This window comes from Ruegeria sp. CF8, from assembly GCF_056537285.1.
Map to the genome: position 1 here is coordinate 179,985 of NZ_JBQFRG010000008.1, position 16,464 is coordinate 196,448.

Genomic DNA, 16,464 nt, shown 5'->3' on the forward strand with positions numbered 1-16,464 from the left:
GCAAATGACGTATTTCATTGGTGACAATCATCTCGATCCGGCTGATCCGGACGGACAGAGCAAGCTTGCCAGGGCGCACCGCAACAAAGAACGGGTGACTTGCGGATGTAAAACGCCGCGTCCGAAGATGTATGTTGCGGCCGTCAACGGCAGATTCATCGTCAAACGGATGCCTGGAACCGGCGATCAGCACGCGCCTGGCTGTTCTTCGTTTCTACCGCCTGAAGAATTGAGTGGTCTCGCGCAAGTTCAGGGCACTGCAATCAAAGAAGAACCTGATACGGGTACCACGACCCTTAAAATCGATTTCCCTCTGGCCGCAAGTGGCACCCGAGCTGCACCCCCGGAGCCATCCGGCAAAAAACCGACAGAAGCTAAGGCGGCTCCAAAGAAACTGCGGCTCACTGCGTTGCTACACTATCTTTGGCACGAGGCTGAGCTTGTGAAATGGTTTCCCGCAATGGACGGCAAACGCTGGTGGGGGATCGTTCAGCGTTCTGTCCAGGATGCGGCGTCTGGGAAAACTGCGAAATCCAAGAATCTCGCCGACATACTCTATGTTCCTGAGCCTTGGAAACCGGATCTCAAGGATGATTTGGCTGCTCGCCGCCAGCGCTTGTTCCGTTCGCTGACAGTTCAAAGCGGTCGCTCGCCTTTTGGGCTGCTGGTTGCTGAATACAAAAGCCATGAACCCACTCGGATGGGAGCACGGTTCTTGTTCAAACATATCCCGGACTGCGCCTTTTTTGCTGATGAGGATCTGGTCAAGCGGTTTGAGAAGGTTTTCGGCGAAATGTTGATCCTCGCTGATATGTCCGAGGGTAGCCACGTTATGACGATCGCCATCTTCAGCATGGCAAGGAAGGGATATCCGGTTCTTGAAGAAATCGGGCTGATGCTGACCACAAAAAATTGGATACCCTTCGAGCATGAGCGGGAATTTGAGGTAGTAACTGCGCTCACCGATCAGAAGCGGGCATTTCTCAAATCCCTTCGTTTCAACCTCGATGTCGAGACACCGATCGCCACGGCCGTACTGACTGATCTGCCAGAGCCGGTTTCTCTGTTCGTGTCAGATTTCAATGACGGCCCTGATGAAATCGCTGATCTCCACGCCACTGCCGATGAAGGTTCTTACCGATCCTGGCTTTGGGTTGATGACTCGGCCATGACCGCTTTTCCAACCCGTGCATCGATGGAGGCCGCGCAATGACAACTTCAAAGCGTGAACGGCTGCCCAATCGTCGCATACAGGAATCCAGAAAGCTGGTCACACCAACTGGTCACACGGTCCATTTGTCCGTTGGGTATCACCCGCGCAACCCTGAGATCCCTGCCGAAGTTTTTTATAGCGGTGGTCTGAAAGAGGGCAGTGATCTTGAATTTCAGATGCAGGATATGTGCGTTCTGATTTCCCTGCTTTTGCAGCATCAGATGCCACCGCTTGAGATTGCGAAGTCGCTTTCGCGTCGGGAACGCGCCGTTGGCGGCATGGAATATACAAGCCTGGTCGGCTGGGTCGTTGAAGAGATCCGCAAGCCTCCGTCTTGGGTGGACCAATCTACTAAGGGGGCGGAAAACCATGCTGGTTAAAGTTGGCTCTAAACACTTGAACATTCGTTCAGATGAAGAGCGTTTCAGTGACATTCTTCACCCTAAATGGTGTTCCCTTGCGGATCACAAACTGTTGCAGGCCAGGGGGCGAGGGGAGAGCTTTGCGATTGTCGCAAAGGAACTTCAACGCCCGACAAGAGCCATCGAGCAGCGGTTCCATCAGCTCCGTGTCGTTCGGGGCATCGAAGAACTCCTTCTTCGTCACGGGCTGATGGACCGCCCCTACGATCTTGCCCAACCCGTCACGTTAAGAAAAATGGAGGCCGCCCAATGAAACGGTTCCTTGCTACTACTGCCGCCACGATTTGCCTTGCAGGTATGGTTTCGGCCGATGTGGGCTCCGATCTGCGAGACTTTTGGGAACGCTCGGGCGGGGGCGTAAACGTCACAAAGCCGACAGCGTATCAGGGACAACAGGCCGGTTATGCAACAATGGGTTCGCTCTATCTGCGCACGCGACCTCGCAATAGCCAGCTTGCAGCAATTCAGTTGCCTTCTGTCCGGGCCGGTTGCGGTGGTATCGACATTTTCGGCGGCGCATTCTCCTTTATCTCGGAAGAAGAGCTTATTGCACTGATGGAAGCCATCATGCAGAACGCGGCCGGCTTCGCTTTCGAACTCGCTCTTGAAAGCCTCTCTCCGGCTGTTCAAGAGATTGTCGCAAAACTTCGTGACCTCATCCAGCAGGTCAATGCAGGGAACATCAACTCCTGTGAAGCCGGTCAGCTGCTTACCGCGTCACTCTGGCCGAAAATGGATGGTGCTTCTCAGCATGTCTGTCAAACAATCGGTGGCTATACTGGTCGTTTTGCAGACCGCGTTGCCTCACGTCACGGCTGCGGTACCGGTGGACAACATAGCTCCACAATGGATCGTGCGAGTGGTGAACTGGCGGACCAGGTTCCCACAGATGTGAACTACGCTTGGCGCGCAATCAGGAAAAACAACTTCCTTTCTTCCAACCCGGTCATTGCAGAGTTTTTCATGACTTTGACCGGCACCATCATCACAATTGGCCCAGAGGACGATGACGACTCGATGTCTCACCGCACAATCCCGCCTCTGGCCCTTTCACCTGAAGCAGCCAAAGCTTTGGTCGAAGGTGGCACTTATCAGACGCTAACATGCGATGAGCGCAACGAGTGTTTGAACCCCACACTTACAGATCGCACGATTACAGCAGATGATGCGCTTTTTGCTATTACCGCGCAGGCTATTGAGGATCTGTCGGACGCAATAAGCGATGACACCGCGCCGCCCGCCGCTTCGATCGCACTCATCAACCTGACATCGATCCCGATCTATGAGCATCTGGTGACTGCTAAATCCTACAAGTATCGTTTTGTCCAGGATGATATCAATTCGATGGCAGAGTTGGTCGCCGTCGATCTTGCTATGGCCTATGTCGACGAAGCGGTTGGTGAACTTCTGAACTCCGCCGCAAACGTGGACATTTCCGGTGATATTAACCGCGAATTCCAACAGACCGTCAGACAAACCCGCCAAACCCTTCAATCACTTCGGGCGGGCGCTCAGCGCAAATATGCCGAAGCGCTCAAAAACCTTGAGCGACTGACCCTCGCAAAGGGTGAGTTGGCGGCAAGTACCAATTCCATCTTCGCCAATATCATCACAAACACAGGTGGTCAGAACTGATGCCAGAGCTTGAGATCTATACCGTTGGTGGCGGCTATTACCTTTACGATATCTTCAACTATCTGGCTGCGTTTACAGACTCAGCCAACTTCAATGCGTTGCTGTATGGCGCGATTGTTGCTGGTGTTCTGGTGGCTGGGTTTCAGATGGCTGTTTTCGGCCAGGTTCGCAACGTCCTGACATATTTCATCGGCACTATGATCGTCGTGACGATCGGCATTGGTCCGAAAGCGCGTGTGATCATCATGGATTCGACCGAACCACTTGGCATCTACGGAATTGTAGACAACGTGCCTTGGTCAGTGGCGTTTGTCGGGTCTCTGTCGTCCCGTGCCGGCGACGCGCTGACAGAACAGATGGAAACGCTTCTCGCTGCTCCTGACGATCTCACATACCAAAGCTCCGGCATGATGTTTGGCGCAACAATTATGAGCCAAGCAACGCGTTGGCGTGCTGTTACGCCCGTGGTTCAGGAATCCTTGGTCAATTTTGTGCAAAATTGCATGGTCGATGGTTCTATGATCGGCATCGTTGACAAGGGTGAGATGTCGTACACGGGCAATCTGGAATCCTACATATCCAGCAATGTTCCTCAATCGTTGGCTTTCTATGATCCGGTTTTGGAGGCCACTACTACGTGTGCGACCGGCTGGCCTGCGCTTCAGAACCGTATGACCGCAGAGGTTCAGAACATCCTCAATCAGAAGGCAGCTGCTCAATTTGCCCGAGCGCCTGGGGCAAACCTTCCTGCTGCGGTCAATAAGATGAGCAATACGATCAGCGATTTTCAGAACTTCATCGGAATGACGTCAGGCACCGCAACGACTGCCATTCGTCAATCCATGCTGATCATTTCTATGGACGAGTCGATTCAGCGCCTCATTGCGGCCTCTGGAAACGACGCGGCTATGACAGCTTATCAAGCTGCTCGCACAGAAGCTCAGACCACAGCCAGCTACAATTCCGTGGGTATCTCTGCTTTGAAATGGGTTCCACTGCTCAAGATCGTCTTCGAGTGCATCTATTACGCTGCTTTCCCAATCGCGATGGTCATGATGATGACGCCTTTGGTCTGGACCGTGATGAAGGGGTATTTTGGCGGTTTCATATGGCTGGCCGCTTGGGACCCACTTTCAGCAATCCTGCATTCGATCCTGATGAAAGCCAGTTCCGGCTACTACCGGGAAGCTATGGGTTCATATTCAAGTGGATCTATTGATTACGTCCTTAGCTACGCCAATCAATTCGGGGTTCGGGCTGTCGAACAGGATGTAGGCTCGATCGCCGGATATCTGATGATGTCGGTTCCTTTTCTCGCGACCGTTATCATGTTCGGGGCTGGCCGTATGGCCGGCATGGCTACCTCGATGCTCAACGTCAGCCAGGGCGCATCCATAGAAGCAGGCCGCGAAGCCGCGACGGGCAACATCCAGCTATCTAATGCCTCGATGAACAACTTTGCAGCAAACAAATGGAACACCTCGTCTCTCAGGGATACCGGTGTCTCCACAACACGCCTTGCAAACGGCTCATTCCGGAACGTCAATGCGGATGGATCAGCGACCTTTGCTACGGGTAGTGCGCAGTCGTCTGGTGGTTTGTCAGCCCGCGTCGGTCAGACTGTCCGCGAAGAGGTTCAAGATCGCAGAGAGGCCGCTGTAAGGACTGCAAATTCTACCCGCGAAGAGTGGGCAACCTCCTTCAATGAGGTCGCAGCAAACTATGCTGATTTTGGTCGTCAGCTTTCCTCCGGCACGAGTGCGCTTAACGACAAGTCTGTCACTGCGGGATCAAGGGAGGCGCGTGAGGCGCGAAAAACGCACCAAGCTATCGAGAACTTTGCCAAAGAGCATAATATCAGCGTTGATACCGCCTATAAGGCCGCGATCGCTGGTAGCGCAGGGGCAGGCAATCCGGGCGGCAAGAACAGTCCAATCAGAGCTGAAGCGAACGCTTCTATCGCCGCGAACATTCAAGGTGTCGATGGTGACAGGTTCAGTCAGCTTGTTTCCGCTGCCAAAAACGCCGGACTGAGCGAGTCAGTGTCCACGTATGGCGACAATGTGCAAAGCATCAGAGCCTCCACACAGACTTCTCAAACCGACACGGAAAGCGGCGGCAACCGTTGGAGTCTTGAGGATGTGCGCAGAAGGGGAGAAACGTACTCAGAGGCCCGCGAAGAGGCACAGACACTATCCTCGGCTGAATCGAACCTGTATTCGCAAGGGGTCAGCTTTGATGGTCAATTGACTGACGCTGTAATCGAAGAGTGGCGTCAGGCTGGCTATTCTGAAAGTCAGATTTCAGGGTTTCTCAATCCAAAAAGCACCGCAGGCGTCAAGCGGCAGGAACAGGCCGTCGAAAGTGTCCTTCCTGGTCTTCTTCAGGAACTTGGTCTCGACAAGCCCAACCCGTCGCTTGCGAGTGCTCATACACTCACTCGTCCCGAAGACAAAATTACAACGCAACAGTTGCCTGCGGCCGGGACCGATCATCAGAGACGGCACGAGGTCTTTGAAAACACCTATGACAAACAAAGTTCCGCAAAGCGCGAGGATCTGGCGACGCAGACTGAACAGATCTCCGGACAAGCGGCGGCCAACACAACGACTGTCGTTGAGGGTCAGAACTTTGGTGTTGTTCCTGGCATGGTCAGCAAAGTTGGCTCGACCGGAAAGGAAGTGCTCGATAGCGCTGTAGATCTTGGGAAAAGCGTCGGTTCGGTATTCACAGGCGACCGCAATCTTTCGCACTATGACCGGGACGTTATGATCCGCACCATTGCTGGTGAAGCTGGCAGAGAGGGTGAACTAGGTCAGGCTGCCGTTGCGCACGTGATCTTCAACCGCGTGGATGATGGCCGGTGGGGCGACAATCCGGCCGAGGTCAGTTTGCAGCTCAAGCAGTTCTCTGCCTGGAATTCAGGTACGGGTGGGAACGATCTTCCTGAAAAACTCGTGGAAGGCAGCCCTGAATATGAGCGCATCGGACGAGTTGTTGATGCCGTTGCCGCTGGACGTGTTGAAGATCCAACAGCCGGCGCGACACACTATTACTCTCCGGCTGGCATGGCGGCGCACGTTCAGGCAGGTGAGCAATCCAATTCCGTTCCGACCTGGCTAACGCAGGAATCGAACGCGCGTGGCGGTGATAATGTCCGTATCGGTGGGCACATCTTCACTGGAAGAGCGAGGAACGATCAATGATCCCCGCTCTAACCGGTAGAAGTTTCGCTGAAGTAGCGGTTGTAGTTCAGATGCCCGTAGTACGGGTTGCAAACAGGATCGTTCTGGATCTCGTCAAAATCATCGAGAGTTTGATCGAAGCCTTTGGCGTTACCACCACGCTTCGCCAGTTGCAGAACGCCATAGGCAATACCCGCGAGCATGTAGAGACCAGTGACGAATTCGCTCGCCAAACCGGCAAGCAGAACAAGCCCGACCAGGTAGGCGACAACTTTCCAATACTGTTTCAGGCGGTTCATTGTGAGTCTCCTTATTGGGGTACGCATTATACCACCCCATAAGGAAACGAACAATGAACATCCGAATTAGCCCAATGAAAGGAAAATCTATGAGGCGAAAAATCACCACCGCACTGTTTGCAGGCTTGATTGCTGCGGACTTCGTATTCCCGAAGGCGGGGCAGGCTCAGGAGAAAATGACCTATGATCCTGATTTTGCTAAGAAGGTTGAACAGGTTCTATTGGAAAAACCTGAAATCATCCTGAAAGTCTTTGAATTGCTGGAACAGCAACAGGCTGAACAAGCGGCATATGCTGACAAGGATCTCGTTGCTCATCTGTCAAAAGACCTCTTCTCCGGCCTTGACCTGGACAAACCGATCCTCGTTGAGTTTCAGGATTACAACTGTGGGTATTGTCGTCGCGTACATCCGACAGTGGCTCAAATCAAGCGAGATGTGCCGGACCTTCAGATGGTTATACTCGAACTCCCGGTTCTAGGAGAAGCCTCTGTGTTTACCGCAAAGGCGGCGTTGGCTTTGAAAGCGCTCGAAGGCGAAGACGCCTACGAAGTTTTTGCCAACGCCATGATGGTGCAAAACGACACCGCAAATCCAGCGAGTGTCCGGAGAACCTTAACCTCTCTAGGGTTTGATGCGGATGCTGTGATCGCGGCGGCCGACGAAGGCACTGGTGGCGAAGACCTCGATCGCGCGGCTCGTCTGGCACGTGCTGTTGGAGCGAGAGGAACGCCATTCTTCGTGGGCCCAGGCGGCATTGTTCGTGGTGCTGGTTCAGCTGACGAGTTGAAGGCGATCACTTCAGACGAAAACACTTAACTGCGCTCAAAAAGGGCGCAACATCTGGAAAGAGGGACACTACAATGAATACCAAACACTTCATCACTCTCAGCATTTTGGCCGGCACTCTTTTTGTGTCGGCCTGCACCGACCAGATTAGTCAAACCTCCGCTAATGTGGTCGGTCTTAATTCCATTGCCAGCGTCCAGCGCGCAGCGCAGACACAGCCAACCGCACAGGACATGGCTTTGAGCTGTGCCCAAATCAATTCCGAACTCAATTCGCTTTACGCAAAATCGGAAGAGATCAACAAAGCGGAACGCGCCCGCGAGCGTAAAGCTGGCCTGACGCAAGGTTTGCTCGATGCCGGTTTGTCGGTTGTCGGCGCTGGTGCGATTGCAAACGCTGGTTCGGCCCAGGCAATCTCAAATGTTGGCACAGCGACCGCTCTTGCTGGGTCAGCCGGCGCAACAGCTATCGGCTCAAGTGGTCCTGATCAGCAAGCGTATAACCAAGTGCTTGCTATGGCGGAACGCAGCTCAGTTCTGGAACGCACGAAGGTTGCAAAGGGCTGCTGAATAAAGCCTGAAAAAGTCAGCAATACTGACTTAATTAACATAACGCGGATTATCGCACGAACGGGTTTAGCCACCGTTTGAGACGAAAAAGACGCGGGCTGCTGGATGCAGTAGGCCGCGACACCCTGACTATTAGCCGTAGTCAAAGCATCGCGACCGGTCCGTGCACGAGTTAGCCGCTCGTGCGTGTCGCGAAAGGAAAGAGGGAATTCTATCGATGCGCAACAAAGGACACACTCAACTTGTCAGAGGCGGCCAGACAACTCAACACTGGACCCGCATGGCAACTCAGGTTGTCAAGTATTCCATATCGGTAGCGGCAGCGGCCTTTGCAATCACCTACATCTGGCTCGTGGCTCACAATTACGAGATGGATAAGGTCCGCTTGACCGGAATCTACTGGTTGGCAGAGTTCAACGTAGAGCAAAAAGGCACCGAAGAACGCGAGCTTCAGTTTGTTGACCTCGATGGGCAGCGCGTGACCAGGACAGCCGGACAAATCTACGCTGATGAAGATCTCCGCTATATCCACGAGTTGTATTCGGCCAACGCACACCGCTTCATGTGGATCTCGTTCATCCCGGCCGCAATCGCGTTTGTTATCGTGTTTGCGATCTTCGTTCTGGTCGGCCGCTCTCTCAAGGAAGAGGAACATATCAGGGGCGCGCGGCTTGTCAGTCCGAAGGATCTGAAAGCCTGGTCCAAGCAAAAGTGGAAAGAATACGAGAAAATGTTTGGCAAAGGCTCGAAAAAGGGCCCGCGCTACTCGCTCGCTGGTATCGAGTTTCCACCAAACGCAGTTGAAGCCCAGATCGGCATTACCGGGACCGTCGGTGTCGGTAAGACCAACGCGATGCACGAGCTGCTGAACACAATCCGAGAAGCTGGCGGACGTGCAGTTATCTATGACCGGATGGGCGGTCTGCTCCGCGATCACTATGATCCCGAGAAAGACATCATCCTGAACCCCTTTGATGATCGGTCAGTGGGCTGGTCGCCGTTCAACGAAGTGACCACCCCAGAAGGTTTTGCTCAGATTGCCGAGGTCATGATTCCAGATCATCCGGGCGCATCGGATACGTTCTGGACCCAATCGGCCCGGCTGGTGTTCCAATATGCCGCCCGTGAATTGGCTAAGGCTGGCAAGACGACGAACACAGATCTGCGCCGCGCTATCATGAACATCCCGGCCGAGGAGCTGGCAAAGATCGTTGAACCAACGCCCGGCGCTCATTTCTTTGGTGAGCATGTGGCGCGTACATCCGCCTCGATCCGCGCCAACATGATCACTGAATTGCGGTTTCTTGAATATCTGCGGGATGACGCCGAGCCGTTTTCTATTCGGGAATGGATCGTCAATGACCGCCCGGGCTTTGTCTTTCTGACCGGCGATGCCGAAAAACAGGCAGCCACGCGCAACATCATTTCAACGGTTATGGAGATTGCGGCAAACGCTCTCATGACGACTGAGGAAAGCCGCGATCCGAAAGTTTGGTTCTTCCTCGATGAGGTTCCGACTCTCAACAAAATGCCGTTCCTTCCAAAGTCGCTGGCCGAGATCCGGCAGTTCGGCGGCGCGTTTGTTGTCGGCTACCAGGTCTTTTCCCAGCTTGAAGATATCTACGGCGACAAAGCAGCGGAAACCATTTCCGGTGTTCTGAACAACCGCGTGGTCTTCAACACTCCGGACTATAATACCGCACAGCGATCCTCGCGTTCTTTGGGCGAAGAAGACGTGATCGAAATGAACGAAAACCTGACGCTTGGCGCGCATGACACGCGCGACGGCGTTGGCATCGTCGGCCGGCGCACACAACGCGCGATTGTCACCCCGACTGAAATCCAGTCTCTACCTCAGTTTGTAGCCTACTTCCGCCCCGCCTATGACGCGCCAACGGCCCGGGTTCGCTTTGAGCCGGTTCCAACGGAATCGACCGCTCCGAAGTTCATTCCCTATCGCGGTACAGGCTTCGATCAGGGCGGGATGGAAGTATCCGCCATTAACGCGGATCTGACCGAGGGGTCTGCACCTGAGACAGGCTTTGCGGCGTCTAAGCCAGAAGATCAAAAGGCGGAATTCTGTCGTTGGCTGGACAAGGTTCGCCCCTCCGGCTCAAAAGGTATCGACGCCGATGAAAACCGTTCCGAGCGGGACTGGTACTGGCAGCATTTCGCCACAGGTCGCATTCGTGGTCTGACCGTCAAAGAAATTGCTCCACCAGATCCGTTCGCAGGATTTGCCCGAAACGGAAAAGGCAACGATCGAGAAACTATCCTCCTGCCCTATCCGGGCGAAAAGGTGGAGGCGGCGCTGTCCAACACCGCCCCCCGCCCGAGTGAAAAGGGGGAGTCAGCTCAGGCGTTGGAACAAGCCGATACAACCGCTGAAACCTCTGAAACAGGGGGAAAAACCGCGCCCGTGACTCAGGATGAAAAACTGCCTTTGTCGCAGCGCGAGCATCCAGCCAACCGACGCGCGCCCAGGCGAAAAAAACCTGTTCCGGTTCAAGAAGAAACGGATCAGCCCCCTCGCCCGCCTTCCAAGGTTCAAGCCCTTCGCGCCTTGAACGCCTCGGTCTCGGAAGGACACTGAAATGAATACAGTTAGGAACGAAGCCGGGCAGCTTTGGCGCTGCCCGCGTGAGAAAGTTTTGTTTCTCGGCTTTGACGGGGTGTTTCACAGGGCCGGGCTGAACGACTTTGATCGACTCCCGCTTTTGGAGGGCTTTCTTCGCCTTCATCCCCAAATTTCCCTCGTGATTTCATCGAATTGGAGGCGTGCGGACCGCCAGCACCTAGAGAACATTTTCTCTGAAGACATACGCCACCGGTTGTCCGGCCGCACCGCAACTGAAGGGCTGTTTTCTCTTAGAAGCACAGAGGTCCAGCTTTGGGCCCACAGAAACCGAGTGTCCGACTTTGTTGCGCTCGATTCAGATCCTCGCCGGTTTCGCCGCGATTGGGATCATCAACTCATCACAAACTCACCTGAAGGTCTGAGCCTGTTCGATATCCGGCGTCTTCAGCAGTGGGCAGAGCAAACCACTCAATTCGGAGAATTTTCGGCATGATGTCAATATCGAACGTGTCGGCCGGTGCAGCTGCAAGCGGCTATTACAAAGAAGAAGGCTACTACAAAGCGGGCTCACCAGAAGCGGAGAATGCCGCGCAGTGGTTTGGCAAGGGAGCTGAAGAAGCTGGTTTGACCGGGAATGTTGATGACAAGCAGTTTGCGCAGCTGCTCGATGGTCAAACGCCAGATGGCAAAGAAATGGGCCGGTACGTCGATGGCGAACGTCAACATCGACCTGGCCTCGATCTGACCTTTTCTGCCTCCAAAACTGCCTCCATCGCTGCTTTGGTCATTGGTGATGAGCGGATTACACAAGCCCATGATGCTGCTGTCCGCACCGCTATGGCCGTAGTTGAGGAGCGTTACATAAAGACCCGGTATCAGATCGATGGTGAGATGAAGACTGCGAATGCAGAAGGTATCATTGCCGGGATCTATCGACACGACACATCCCGCGCGCTTGATCCCAATCTTCATAGCCACGCCGTCATTGCCAACATGGTGCAAAACGAGAAGGGCGAGTACACGGCGCTTCGCAACGAAGAGATCTACAGAAACCAGAAGGTGATTACTGAGGTCTATCGGTCAGACTTCGAATCCAGACTCAACGAAATGGGCATCGAGACCCAGCGCGGGCGATACGGTGAGGTCAATGTCGCTGGTATTTCGCAAGAGGTGGTCGATGGGTTTTCCAAACGCCGGCAGGAAATCGTTCAGTCCTTGGAAGGCAAGGGTCTTGAGAACAACCCGAAGAACGCCGAGAACGCGACATTGGCGACACGTGATGCCAAGCATAAGGACGTCGATCGCGCCGAACTCCGCGCCGAATGGCGCAAAGAGGCGGTTGAATTTGGGTTGGATGAAAAGCAACTTGATCGCGGCAAGATCGGCCCGGAGGCCCCTGCCCCGGTATTACGAGCCATCCGCGACCCTTCTCAACAACCTCAACAAGACCCTGTAGAGGCTGGTCGTGTCGCCGGCATTGTGGCCTGGGTAAAGAGCCTCGTTGCTGCGCCTGAAACTAAAGAGATTAAAACGCCCGAAACACTCGAAGGACAGGCCGTCACAAAGGCGATTGAGCATGTCAGCGAACGACAGTCGGTCTATGAGCGCTCGGCGCTGACAGCAGCAGCGTTGCGATTCTCCGGTGGCGCATCCTTGGAACAGGTAGATAAGGAGATCGATCGGCGCATCGATGCTGGCGCTCTCCATGCAAAAGGTGAGTATGGCGAAACGCTCACAGATCAAAAGTCCGTTGCACTGGAAAGCTCAGTTCTTGAGACCTGGCGCAATACCGAGAAAACCGCCGCTCCGGATCTTTCCTCCGGGGGCCGGCGCTCGATCCCTCTCGATGTTCAATCGGCGCTTGCTCAGGAAAAGACGCTGACAGAGGGCCAGCGTGCCGGCATTGAAACCGCTCTGACCGGTGACGGCCGCTATGTCGGCGTTCAGGGCTACGCCGGTACGGGTAAAACGTACATGGTCCAGAAACTCACCGATCTGGCGGAACAAGGCGGTTATGAAGTCAAAGGGTTCGCGCCCAGCCACCAGGCCGTGCAAGAACTAGCCGCGGTGACTGGCGAAGCTTCCACCCTTGCGCGCGTTGTAATGAGCGAACGCAATCACCCACAACAGATCGATAACAGCAAATCCATCCTACTTGTCGATGAAAGCTCGATGGTTTCGGCGCGCGATATGCGTAGCTTCATGGATTATGCCGAACGCACCAACGCGGCTCGTGTTGTGTTCGTCGGGGATACCAAACAGCTTGACGCCGTGAGTGCCGGCCAGCCCTTCGCCCAGCTTCAGGAAGCAGGAATGCGCACGGCGGTGATGAATGACATTCAACGTCAGCGTGACGATAATCTGCGCGATGCGGTATATGATGCTGTCCGTGGTGATGCTGCCAGTGCGTTCAAGAAACTGGAAAACCACATCCAGACGGCCGAAGATCCGCGCTCCGCCGTTGCTGAACAATACTTGGCGCTTTCCTCTGAAGAACGCGGAAATACCCGAGTCCTGACCCTGACGAACGCCGCCCGGGCAGAGATAAACGAAGCCGTTCGCGACGGTCTCAAAGCCGAAGGGACACTTGCAGCTGAAGGCACCTCGATCAACGGCCTGTCGTCAAGGCCGATGACGAGTGTAGAGCGCTCCGACGCCGGCAGTTATGCGGTAGGTGATGTTGTTCAGTCACTGGTCAACAGCTCAAGCGAGGGTTTGAAAAAAGACACCCTGTACGTGATCCAGTCGGTGGATTCCAAGTCCAACACTTTGACTGTTCAAAACGAAGCTGATGGCTCCCGCCATTATGTGCCCCTGTCCAAGACGGTTGCCGGTCGGGACCTGGGCGCGTCTCTTGTCGCTTATCAACCGGAAACGCGGGAACTGGCTGTTGGTGATGCGGTTCGTGTTCGGATTACCGATAGTCAGAATGAGCTTGTGAACGGTGAACGCGCTGTTGTCACCAATACCGATGATGGCAAGCTTGGGCTAACCACCAAGGACGGCCGCGAGGTTGAGATCAATACGCGCAGCCTGGGCGCTCGTGGCCTTGAGCATGACTACGCTGCAACGGCCCACGCCGTTCAGGGTGAGACTGTCGATCGTGTCATTGTGGCGATGAACGCGCGTGATCAGCTGGCAACACAGAAATCGTTCTATGTTGAGATCAGCCGGGCCCGTGATGAAGCAACTTTGATCACTGACAATCCCGATGCACTGGCGAAGAATATCGCTGAGCGAACAGGCGTCCAGATGACGGCTATCCAAGCCCGTGATGAGGGCCAGAACCAGACCCTACCAGACCCCACAGTGAAGGCGGTCAGTTGGGCCGTGGAACACCTCTCAGAGCGCAACACAACCTATGACCGATCGGAGGTCCTTGTAGAGGCGCTTCGTCGCGTACCTGGTGCTGATATCGATGCTGTAGATGAGGAGATCAATCGACGCATTGATGAGGGCAGTTTGTTCGCCTCTGGTGACAATAAGACCACTCTGACGGACAAGGCATCTGTCGCTTTGGAAAGCTCCATTCTGATGACGTACCACGTCTCAAAGACGACGGCCGGCGTCGAGTTGGAAGCGCATGGCGGACGTGACGGATCAGCCGCTCTGGCGAAGAAACTCAGCGACAGCAAGACGCTTTCGGACGGTCAAAAGGACGCCGTGATGACCTCACTCACGGGCGAAGGACGTTATGTTGGCGTGCAGGGCTTTGCCGGTACCGGGAAGACTTTTATGGTCGATCGGGTTGCCCACTATGCCGAACAAAGCGGCTACGAAGTGAAAGGTTTTGCACCCAGCCACCAAGCCGTTCACGAGCTTGGAAGTGTCCTAGGATCGGCCGAGACTCTTGCCAAAGTGATCACCCAGGAACGCCACGATCCGAAGGATGTGGACAACAGCAAGGCGATCCTGATTGTTGATGAATCGTCAATGATCGGCTCCAAGGACATGCGGACCTTCATGAACTATGCGGAGCGCACCAATGCCGCTCGCGTTGTCTTTGTGGGCGACACACAGCAGCTTGACGCGGTAGCGGCCGGCCAACCGTTTGACCGCCTTCAGGAGGCTGGGATGCGGACGGCCGTAATGGATGAGATCCGCCGCCAGCGTGACGACACTCTCAGAAGCACAGTCTATGACTCCATCCGTGGGGACATAAAATCCGCGTTCCAGAAGCTCGGGGAAAACGTCCAGCAGGATGAAAGCCCGCGCGCGAAGGCTGCCGAAACCTTCCTGTCTCTGTCTTCTGATGAGCGGTCCGAAACCCGCGTGCTGACACTCACCAACAGAGCCCGCGCCGAGATCAACGGAGCCATCCGAGAGGGCCTTCGCGAGGAAGGAAAGATCGAGGGTGAGGACCTGAAATACTCCGGTCTCACAAATCGAAAACTGACCGACGCCGAACGGGTTGATGCCCGAAATTATGCGCCAGGTGACATCGTACTTTCGATGGTGAACAGCCGTGAACACGGCCTTCAAAAAGACGCCACTTACCTGGTCCGGAACTTCGATGGTCCACGCAACCGCATCACGGTTGAGCATGAAGAAACAGGCGAGCGTCAGATCCTCCCGTTGGGAGCCGTCCACAATAAACGGGAGCTTGGAAAGTCGCTCGTCGTCTATGACAAGGAGCAACGGGAACTGGCTGTCGGCGACCAGGTTAGGTTCCGCATAACCGACCAAAAAGCAGGCGTGACAAACGGTATGCGGGGCCATATTGTTTCAACCTCTGGTAGAGTTATTGAGGCCGAAACACGAGATGGTAAGACCGTGAGCATACCGGCAGGAGCCCTCGCCGCTCGTGGTATCGAGCTGGATTATGCGGCCACTGCACATGCCGTCCAGGGTGAGACTGTGGACCGCGTTATCGTGGCTATGGACGCCTCTGAAAAGCTGGTCAGCCAGAAATCATTCTATGTTGAAATCAGCCGTGCACGCGACACTGCCACGCTGATCACTGACGACACAGACAAGCTCATGAAGTCGGTTGAGAAAGAGACCGGCATTCGTACCGACGCGCTTACGGCATGGCTGGAAAGCCAGCGTGCCGATGACCGTGAAGACCACAAAGACCGAGGGCCTGACCGAGACCAGGACGCCTCCAAAGCAGATCCCGACAAGCGCAGGGAACAGGATAAAGATGACCGCGCTATCGGATACCTGCCCGGCCTCTTCGATGAGAAGGCAGAGGCCAGACTTCAGGAAATCGAAAAACAGGCTGAGCTTGTCAGAGACAGACAGAAGGAGATCACACGATGAGCGAGACAACACAAAGCAACCTTCGCATAAGGCTCGGGCCCGTCGCATCGTCGCTGATAGACGGCCAGAGCGAGAACCCTCGACAGGATCTGGACGACGCGATTCAAGCGCTGCTGAACCGGCCCTCAGAAGGCACAGGGTTAGAAGCCCAGCTCGCAACTATCAGCGATGTCTTGGCCGCCCAGGCGGCGTCTCTGAAGGCGCTTCGTGACGTTGTGATATTTGAGCAGAGAATGACCCGCGTGTACCTGTCTTCGATCCTCTCGGACAGTGACGAAGAACAGCACGAACTTCTGGCGATGGCCGAAGAAACGGTCGAAGAAGTGATCGCCAGAAGCGGCCTTTTCAATGAGACAGAACGAGCCGAAATGCTGAGCAAGGAAGAGGCAGCTCAAACCGCAATTCGACGTGAACTGGATCGCGGCACGGAAGAGGTCGAACCCAAGAAAGAACCGGAGCTGGAACGATGAATTCTCGCCAAAAATCGCGTTTTGACGTGGGCCAGAAGTGGCC

At 54.8% G+C, this 16,464-nt stretch carries 12 protein-coding genes; 11 read left to right on the forward strand and 1 reads right to left on the reverse strand.

The window, feature by feature from the left end; translation table 11 throughout:
- Positions 1–4: 4 nt before the first annotated feature.
- From ACR0EV_RS18140 to ACR0EV_RS18160, 5 genes are read left to right on the forward strand one after another with little or no spacing between them, the layout of a single operon-like run.
- Positions 5–1,213 (forward strand): DUF1173 family protein, encoded by a 1,209-nt coding sequence (locus ACR0EV_RS18140; protein WP_480801392.1) that lies wholly within the window; start codon positions 5–7, stop codon positions 1,211–1,213.
- Positions 1,210–1,593, forward strand: a complete 384-nt coding sequence (locus ACR0EV_RS18145) for a TSCPD domain-containing protein (protein ID WP_480801393.1) — start codon at positions 1,210–1,212, stop codon at positions 1,591–1,593. Before ACR0EV_RS18140 ends, ACR0EV_RS18145 begins: the two co-directional genes overlap by 4 nt.
- Positions 1,583–1,888: a hypothetical protein gene (locus ACR0EV_RS18150; protein WP_480801394.1), complete on the forward strand. Its 306-nt coding sequence runs from the start codon at positions 1,583–1,585 to the stop codon at positions 1,886–1,888. Before ACR0EV_RS18145 ends, ACR0EV_RS18150 begins: the two co-directional genes overlap by 11 nt.
- Positions 1,885–3,270: a conjugal transfer protein TraH gene (locus tag ACR0EV_RS18155; protein ID WP_480801395.1), complete on the forward strand. Its 1,386-nt coding sequence runs from the start codon at positions 1,885–1,887 to the stop codon at positions 3,268–3,270. Before ACR0EV_RS18150 ends, ACR0EV_RS18155 begins: the two co-directional genes overlap by 4 nt.
- Positions 3,270–6,476 carry a conjugal transfer protein TraG N-terminal domain-containing protein gene (locus ACR0EV_RS18160; RefSeq protein WP_480801396.1) on the forward strand — a complete coding sequence of 1,069 codons (3,207 nt, stop codon included), beginning with the start codon at positions 3,270–3,272 and terminating at the stop codon, positions 6,474–6,476. Before ACR0EV_RS18155 ends, ACR0EV_RS18160 begins: the two co-directional genes overlap by 1 nt.
- A gap of 8 nt (positions 6,477–6,484) precedes the next feature.
- On the opposite strand, the gene ACR0EV_RS18165 is transcribed toward ACR0EV_RS18160, so the two are convergent.
- Positions 6,485–6,754: a hypothetical protein gene (locus ACR0EV_RS18165; RefSeq protein WP_480801397.1), complete on the reverse strand. Its 270-nt coding sequence runs from the start codon at positions 6,752–6,754 to the stop codon at positions 6,485–6,487.
- Positions 6,755–6,807: 53 nt separating this feature from the next.
- Between ACR0EV_RS18165 and ACR0EV_RS18170 the strand changes: the two genes are divergently transcribed.
- The 6 genes from ACR0EV_RS18170 (at position 6,808) to ACR0EV_RS18195 (ending at position 16,421) form a co-directional block, all read left to right on the forward strand.
- Positions 6,808–7,572: a DsbA family protein gene (locus ACR0EV_RS18170; RefSeq protein WP_480801398.1), complete on the forward strand. Its 765-nt coding sequence runs from the start codon at positions 6,808–6,810 to the stop codon at positions 7,570–7,572.
- Between the two features lie 44 nt (positions 7,573–7,616).
- The gene (locus ACR0EV_RS18175; protein WP_480801399.1) at positions 7,617–8,111 is read left to right on the forward strand and encodes a hypothetical protein; all 495 of its coding nucleotides are present in this window, start codon (positions 7,617–7,619) and stop codon (positions 8,109–8,111) included.
- Positions 8,112–8,391: 280 nt separating this feature from the next.
- Entirely contained in the window at positions 8,392–10,704 is a 2,313-nt protein-coding gene (locus ACR0EV_RS18180; protein ID WP_480801400.1) for a type IV secretion system DNA-binding domain-containing protein, read from the forward strand.
- Position 10,705: 1 nt separating this feature from the next.
- Positions 10,706–11,182 (forward strand): HAD domain-containing protein, encoded by a 477-nt coding sequence (locus ACR0EV_RS18185; RefSeq protein ID WP_480801401.1) that lies wholly within the window; start codon positions 10,706–10,708, stop codon positions 11,180–11,182.
- On the forward strand, positions 11,182–15,951 hold the full coding sequence (mobF, locus tag ACR0EV_RS18190; protein WP_480801431.1) for a MobF family relaxase: 4,770 nt from the start codon (positions 11,182–11,184) through the stop codon (positions 15,949–15,951). Before ACR0EV_RS18185 ends, mobF begins: the two co-directional genes overlap by 1 nt.
- The gene (locus ACR0EV_RS18195; RefSeq protein ID WP_480801402.1) at positions 15,948–16,421 is read left to right on the forward strand and encodes a hypothetical protein; all 474 of its coding nucleotides are present in this window, start codon (positions 15,948–15,950) and stop codon (positions 16,419–16,421) included. The genes mobF and ACR0EV_RS18195 overlap by 4 nt, the downstream gene beginning before the upstream one ends.
- The last annotated feature ends 43 nt before the right edge of the window (positions 16,422–16,464 follow it).

Excerpts from the sequence above, each read along its gene's own strand:
- ACR0EV_RS18140 (WP_480801392.1), top strand. The coding sequence starts at position 5 with ATGACGTATTTCATTGGTGACAATCATCTCGATCCGGCTGATCCGGAC.
- ACR0EV_RS18145 (WP_480801393.1), top strand. The coding sequence starts at position 1,210 with ATGACAACTTCAAAGCGTGAACGGCTGCCCAATCGTCGCATACAGGAA.
- ACR0EV_RS18150 (WP_480801394.1), top strand. The coding sequence starts at position 1,583 with ATGCTGGTTAAAGTTGGCTCTAAACACTTGAACATTCGTTCAGATGAA.
- ACR0EV_RS18155 (WP_480801395.1), top strand. The coding sequence starts at position 1,885 with ATGAAACGGTTCCTTGCTACTACTGCCGCCACGATTTGCCTTGCAGGT.
- ACR0EV_RS18160 (WP_480801396.1), top strand. The coding sequence starts at position 3,270 with ATGCCAGAGCTTGAGATCTATACCGTTGGTGGCGGCTATTACCTTTAC.
- ACR0EV_RS18165 (WP_480801397.1), bottom strand. The coding sequence starts at position 6,754 with ATGAACCGCCTGAAACAGTATTGGAAAGTTGTCGCCTACCTGGTCGGG.
- ACR0EV_RS18170 (WP_480801398.1), top strand. The coding sequence starts at position 6,808 with ATGAACATCCGAATTAGCCCAATGAAAGGAAAATCTATGAGGCGAAAA.
- ACR0EV_RS18175 (WP_480801399.1), top strand. The coding sequence starts at position 7,617 with ATGAATACCAAACACTTCATCACTCTCAGCATTTTGGCCGGCACTCTT.
- ACR0EV_RS18180 (WP_480801400.1), top strand. The coding sequence starts at position 8,392 with ATGGCAACTCAGGTTGTCAAGTATTCCATATCGGTAGCGGCAGCGGCC.
- ACR0EV_RS18185 (WP_480801401.1), top strand. The coding sequence starts at position 10,706 with ATGAATACAGTTAGGAACGAAGCCGGGCAGCTTTGGCGCTGCCCGCGT.
- mobF (WP_480801431.1), top strand. The coding sequence starts at position 11,182 with ATGTCAATATCGAACGTGTCGGCCGGTGCAGCTGCAAGCGGCTATTAC.
- ACR0EV_RS18195 (WP_480801402.1), top strand. The coding sequence starts at position 15,948 with ATGAGCGAGACAACACAAAGCAACCTTCGCATAAGGCTCGGGCCCGTC.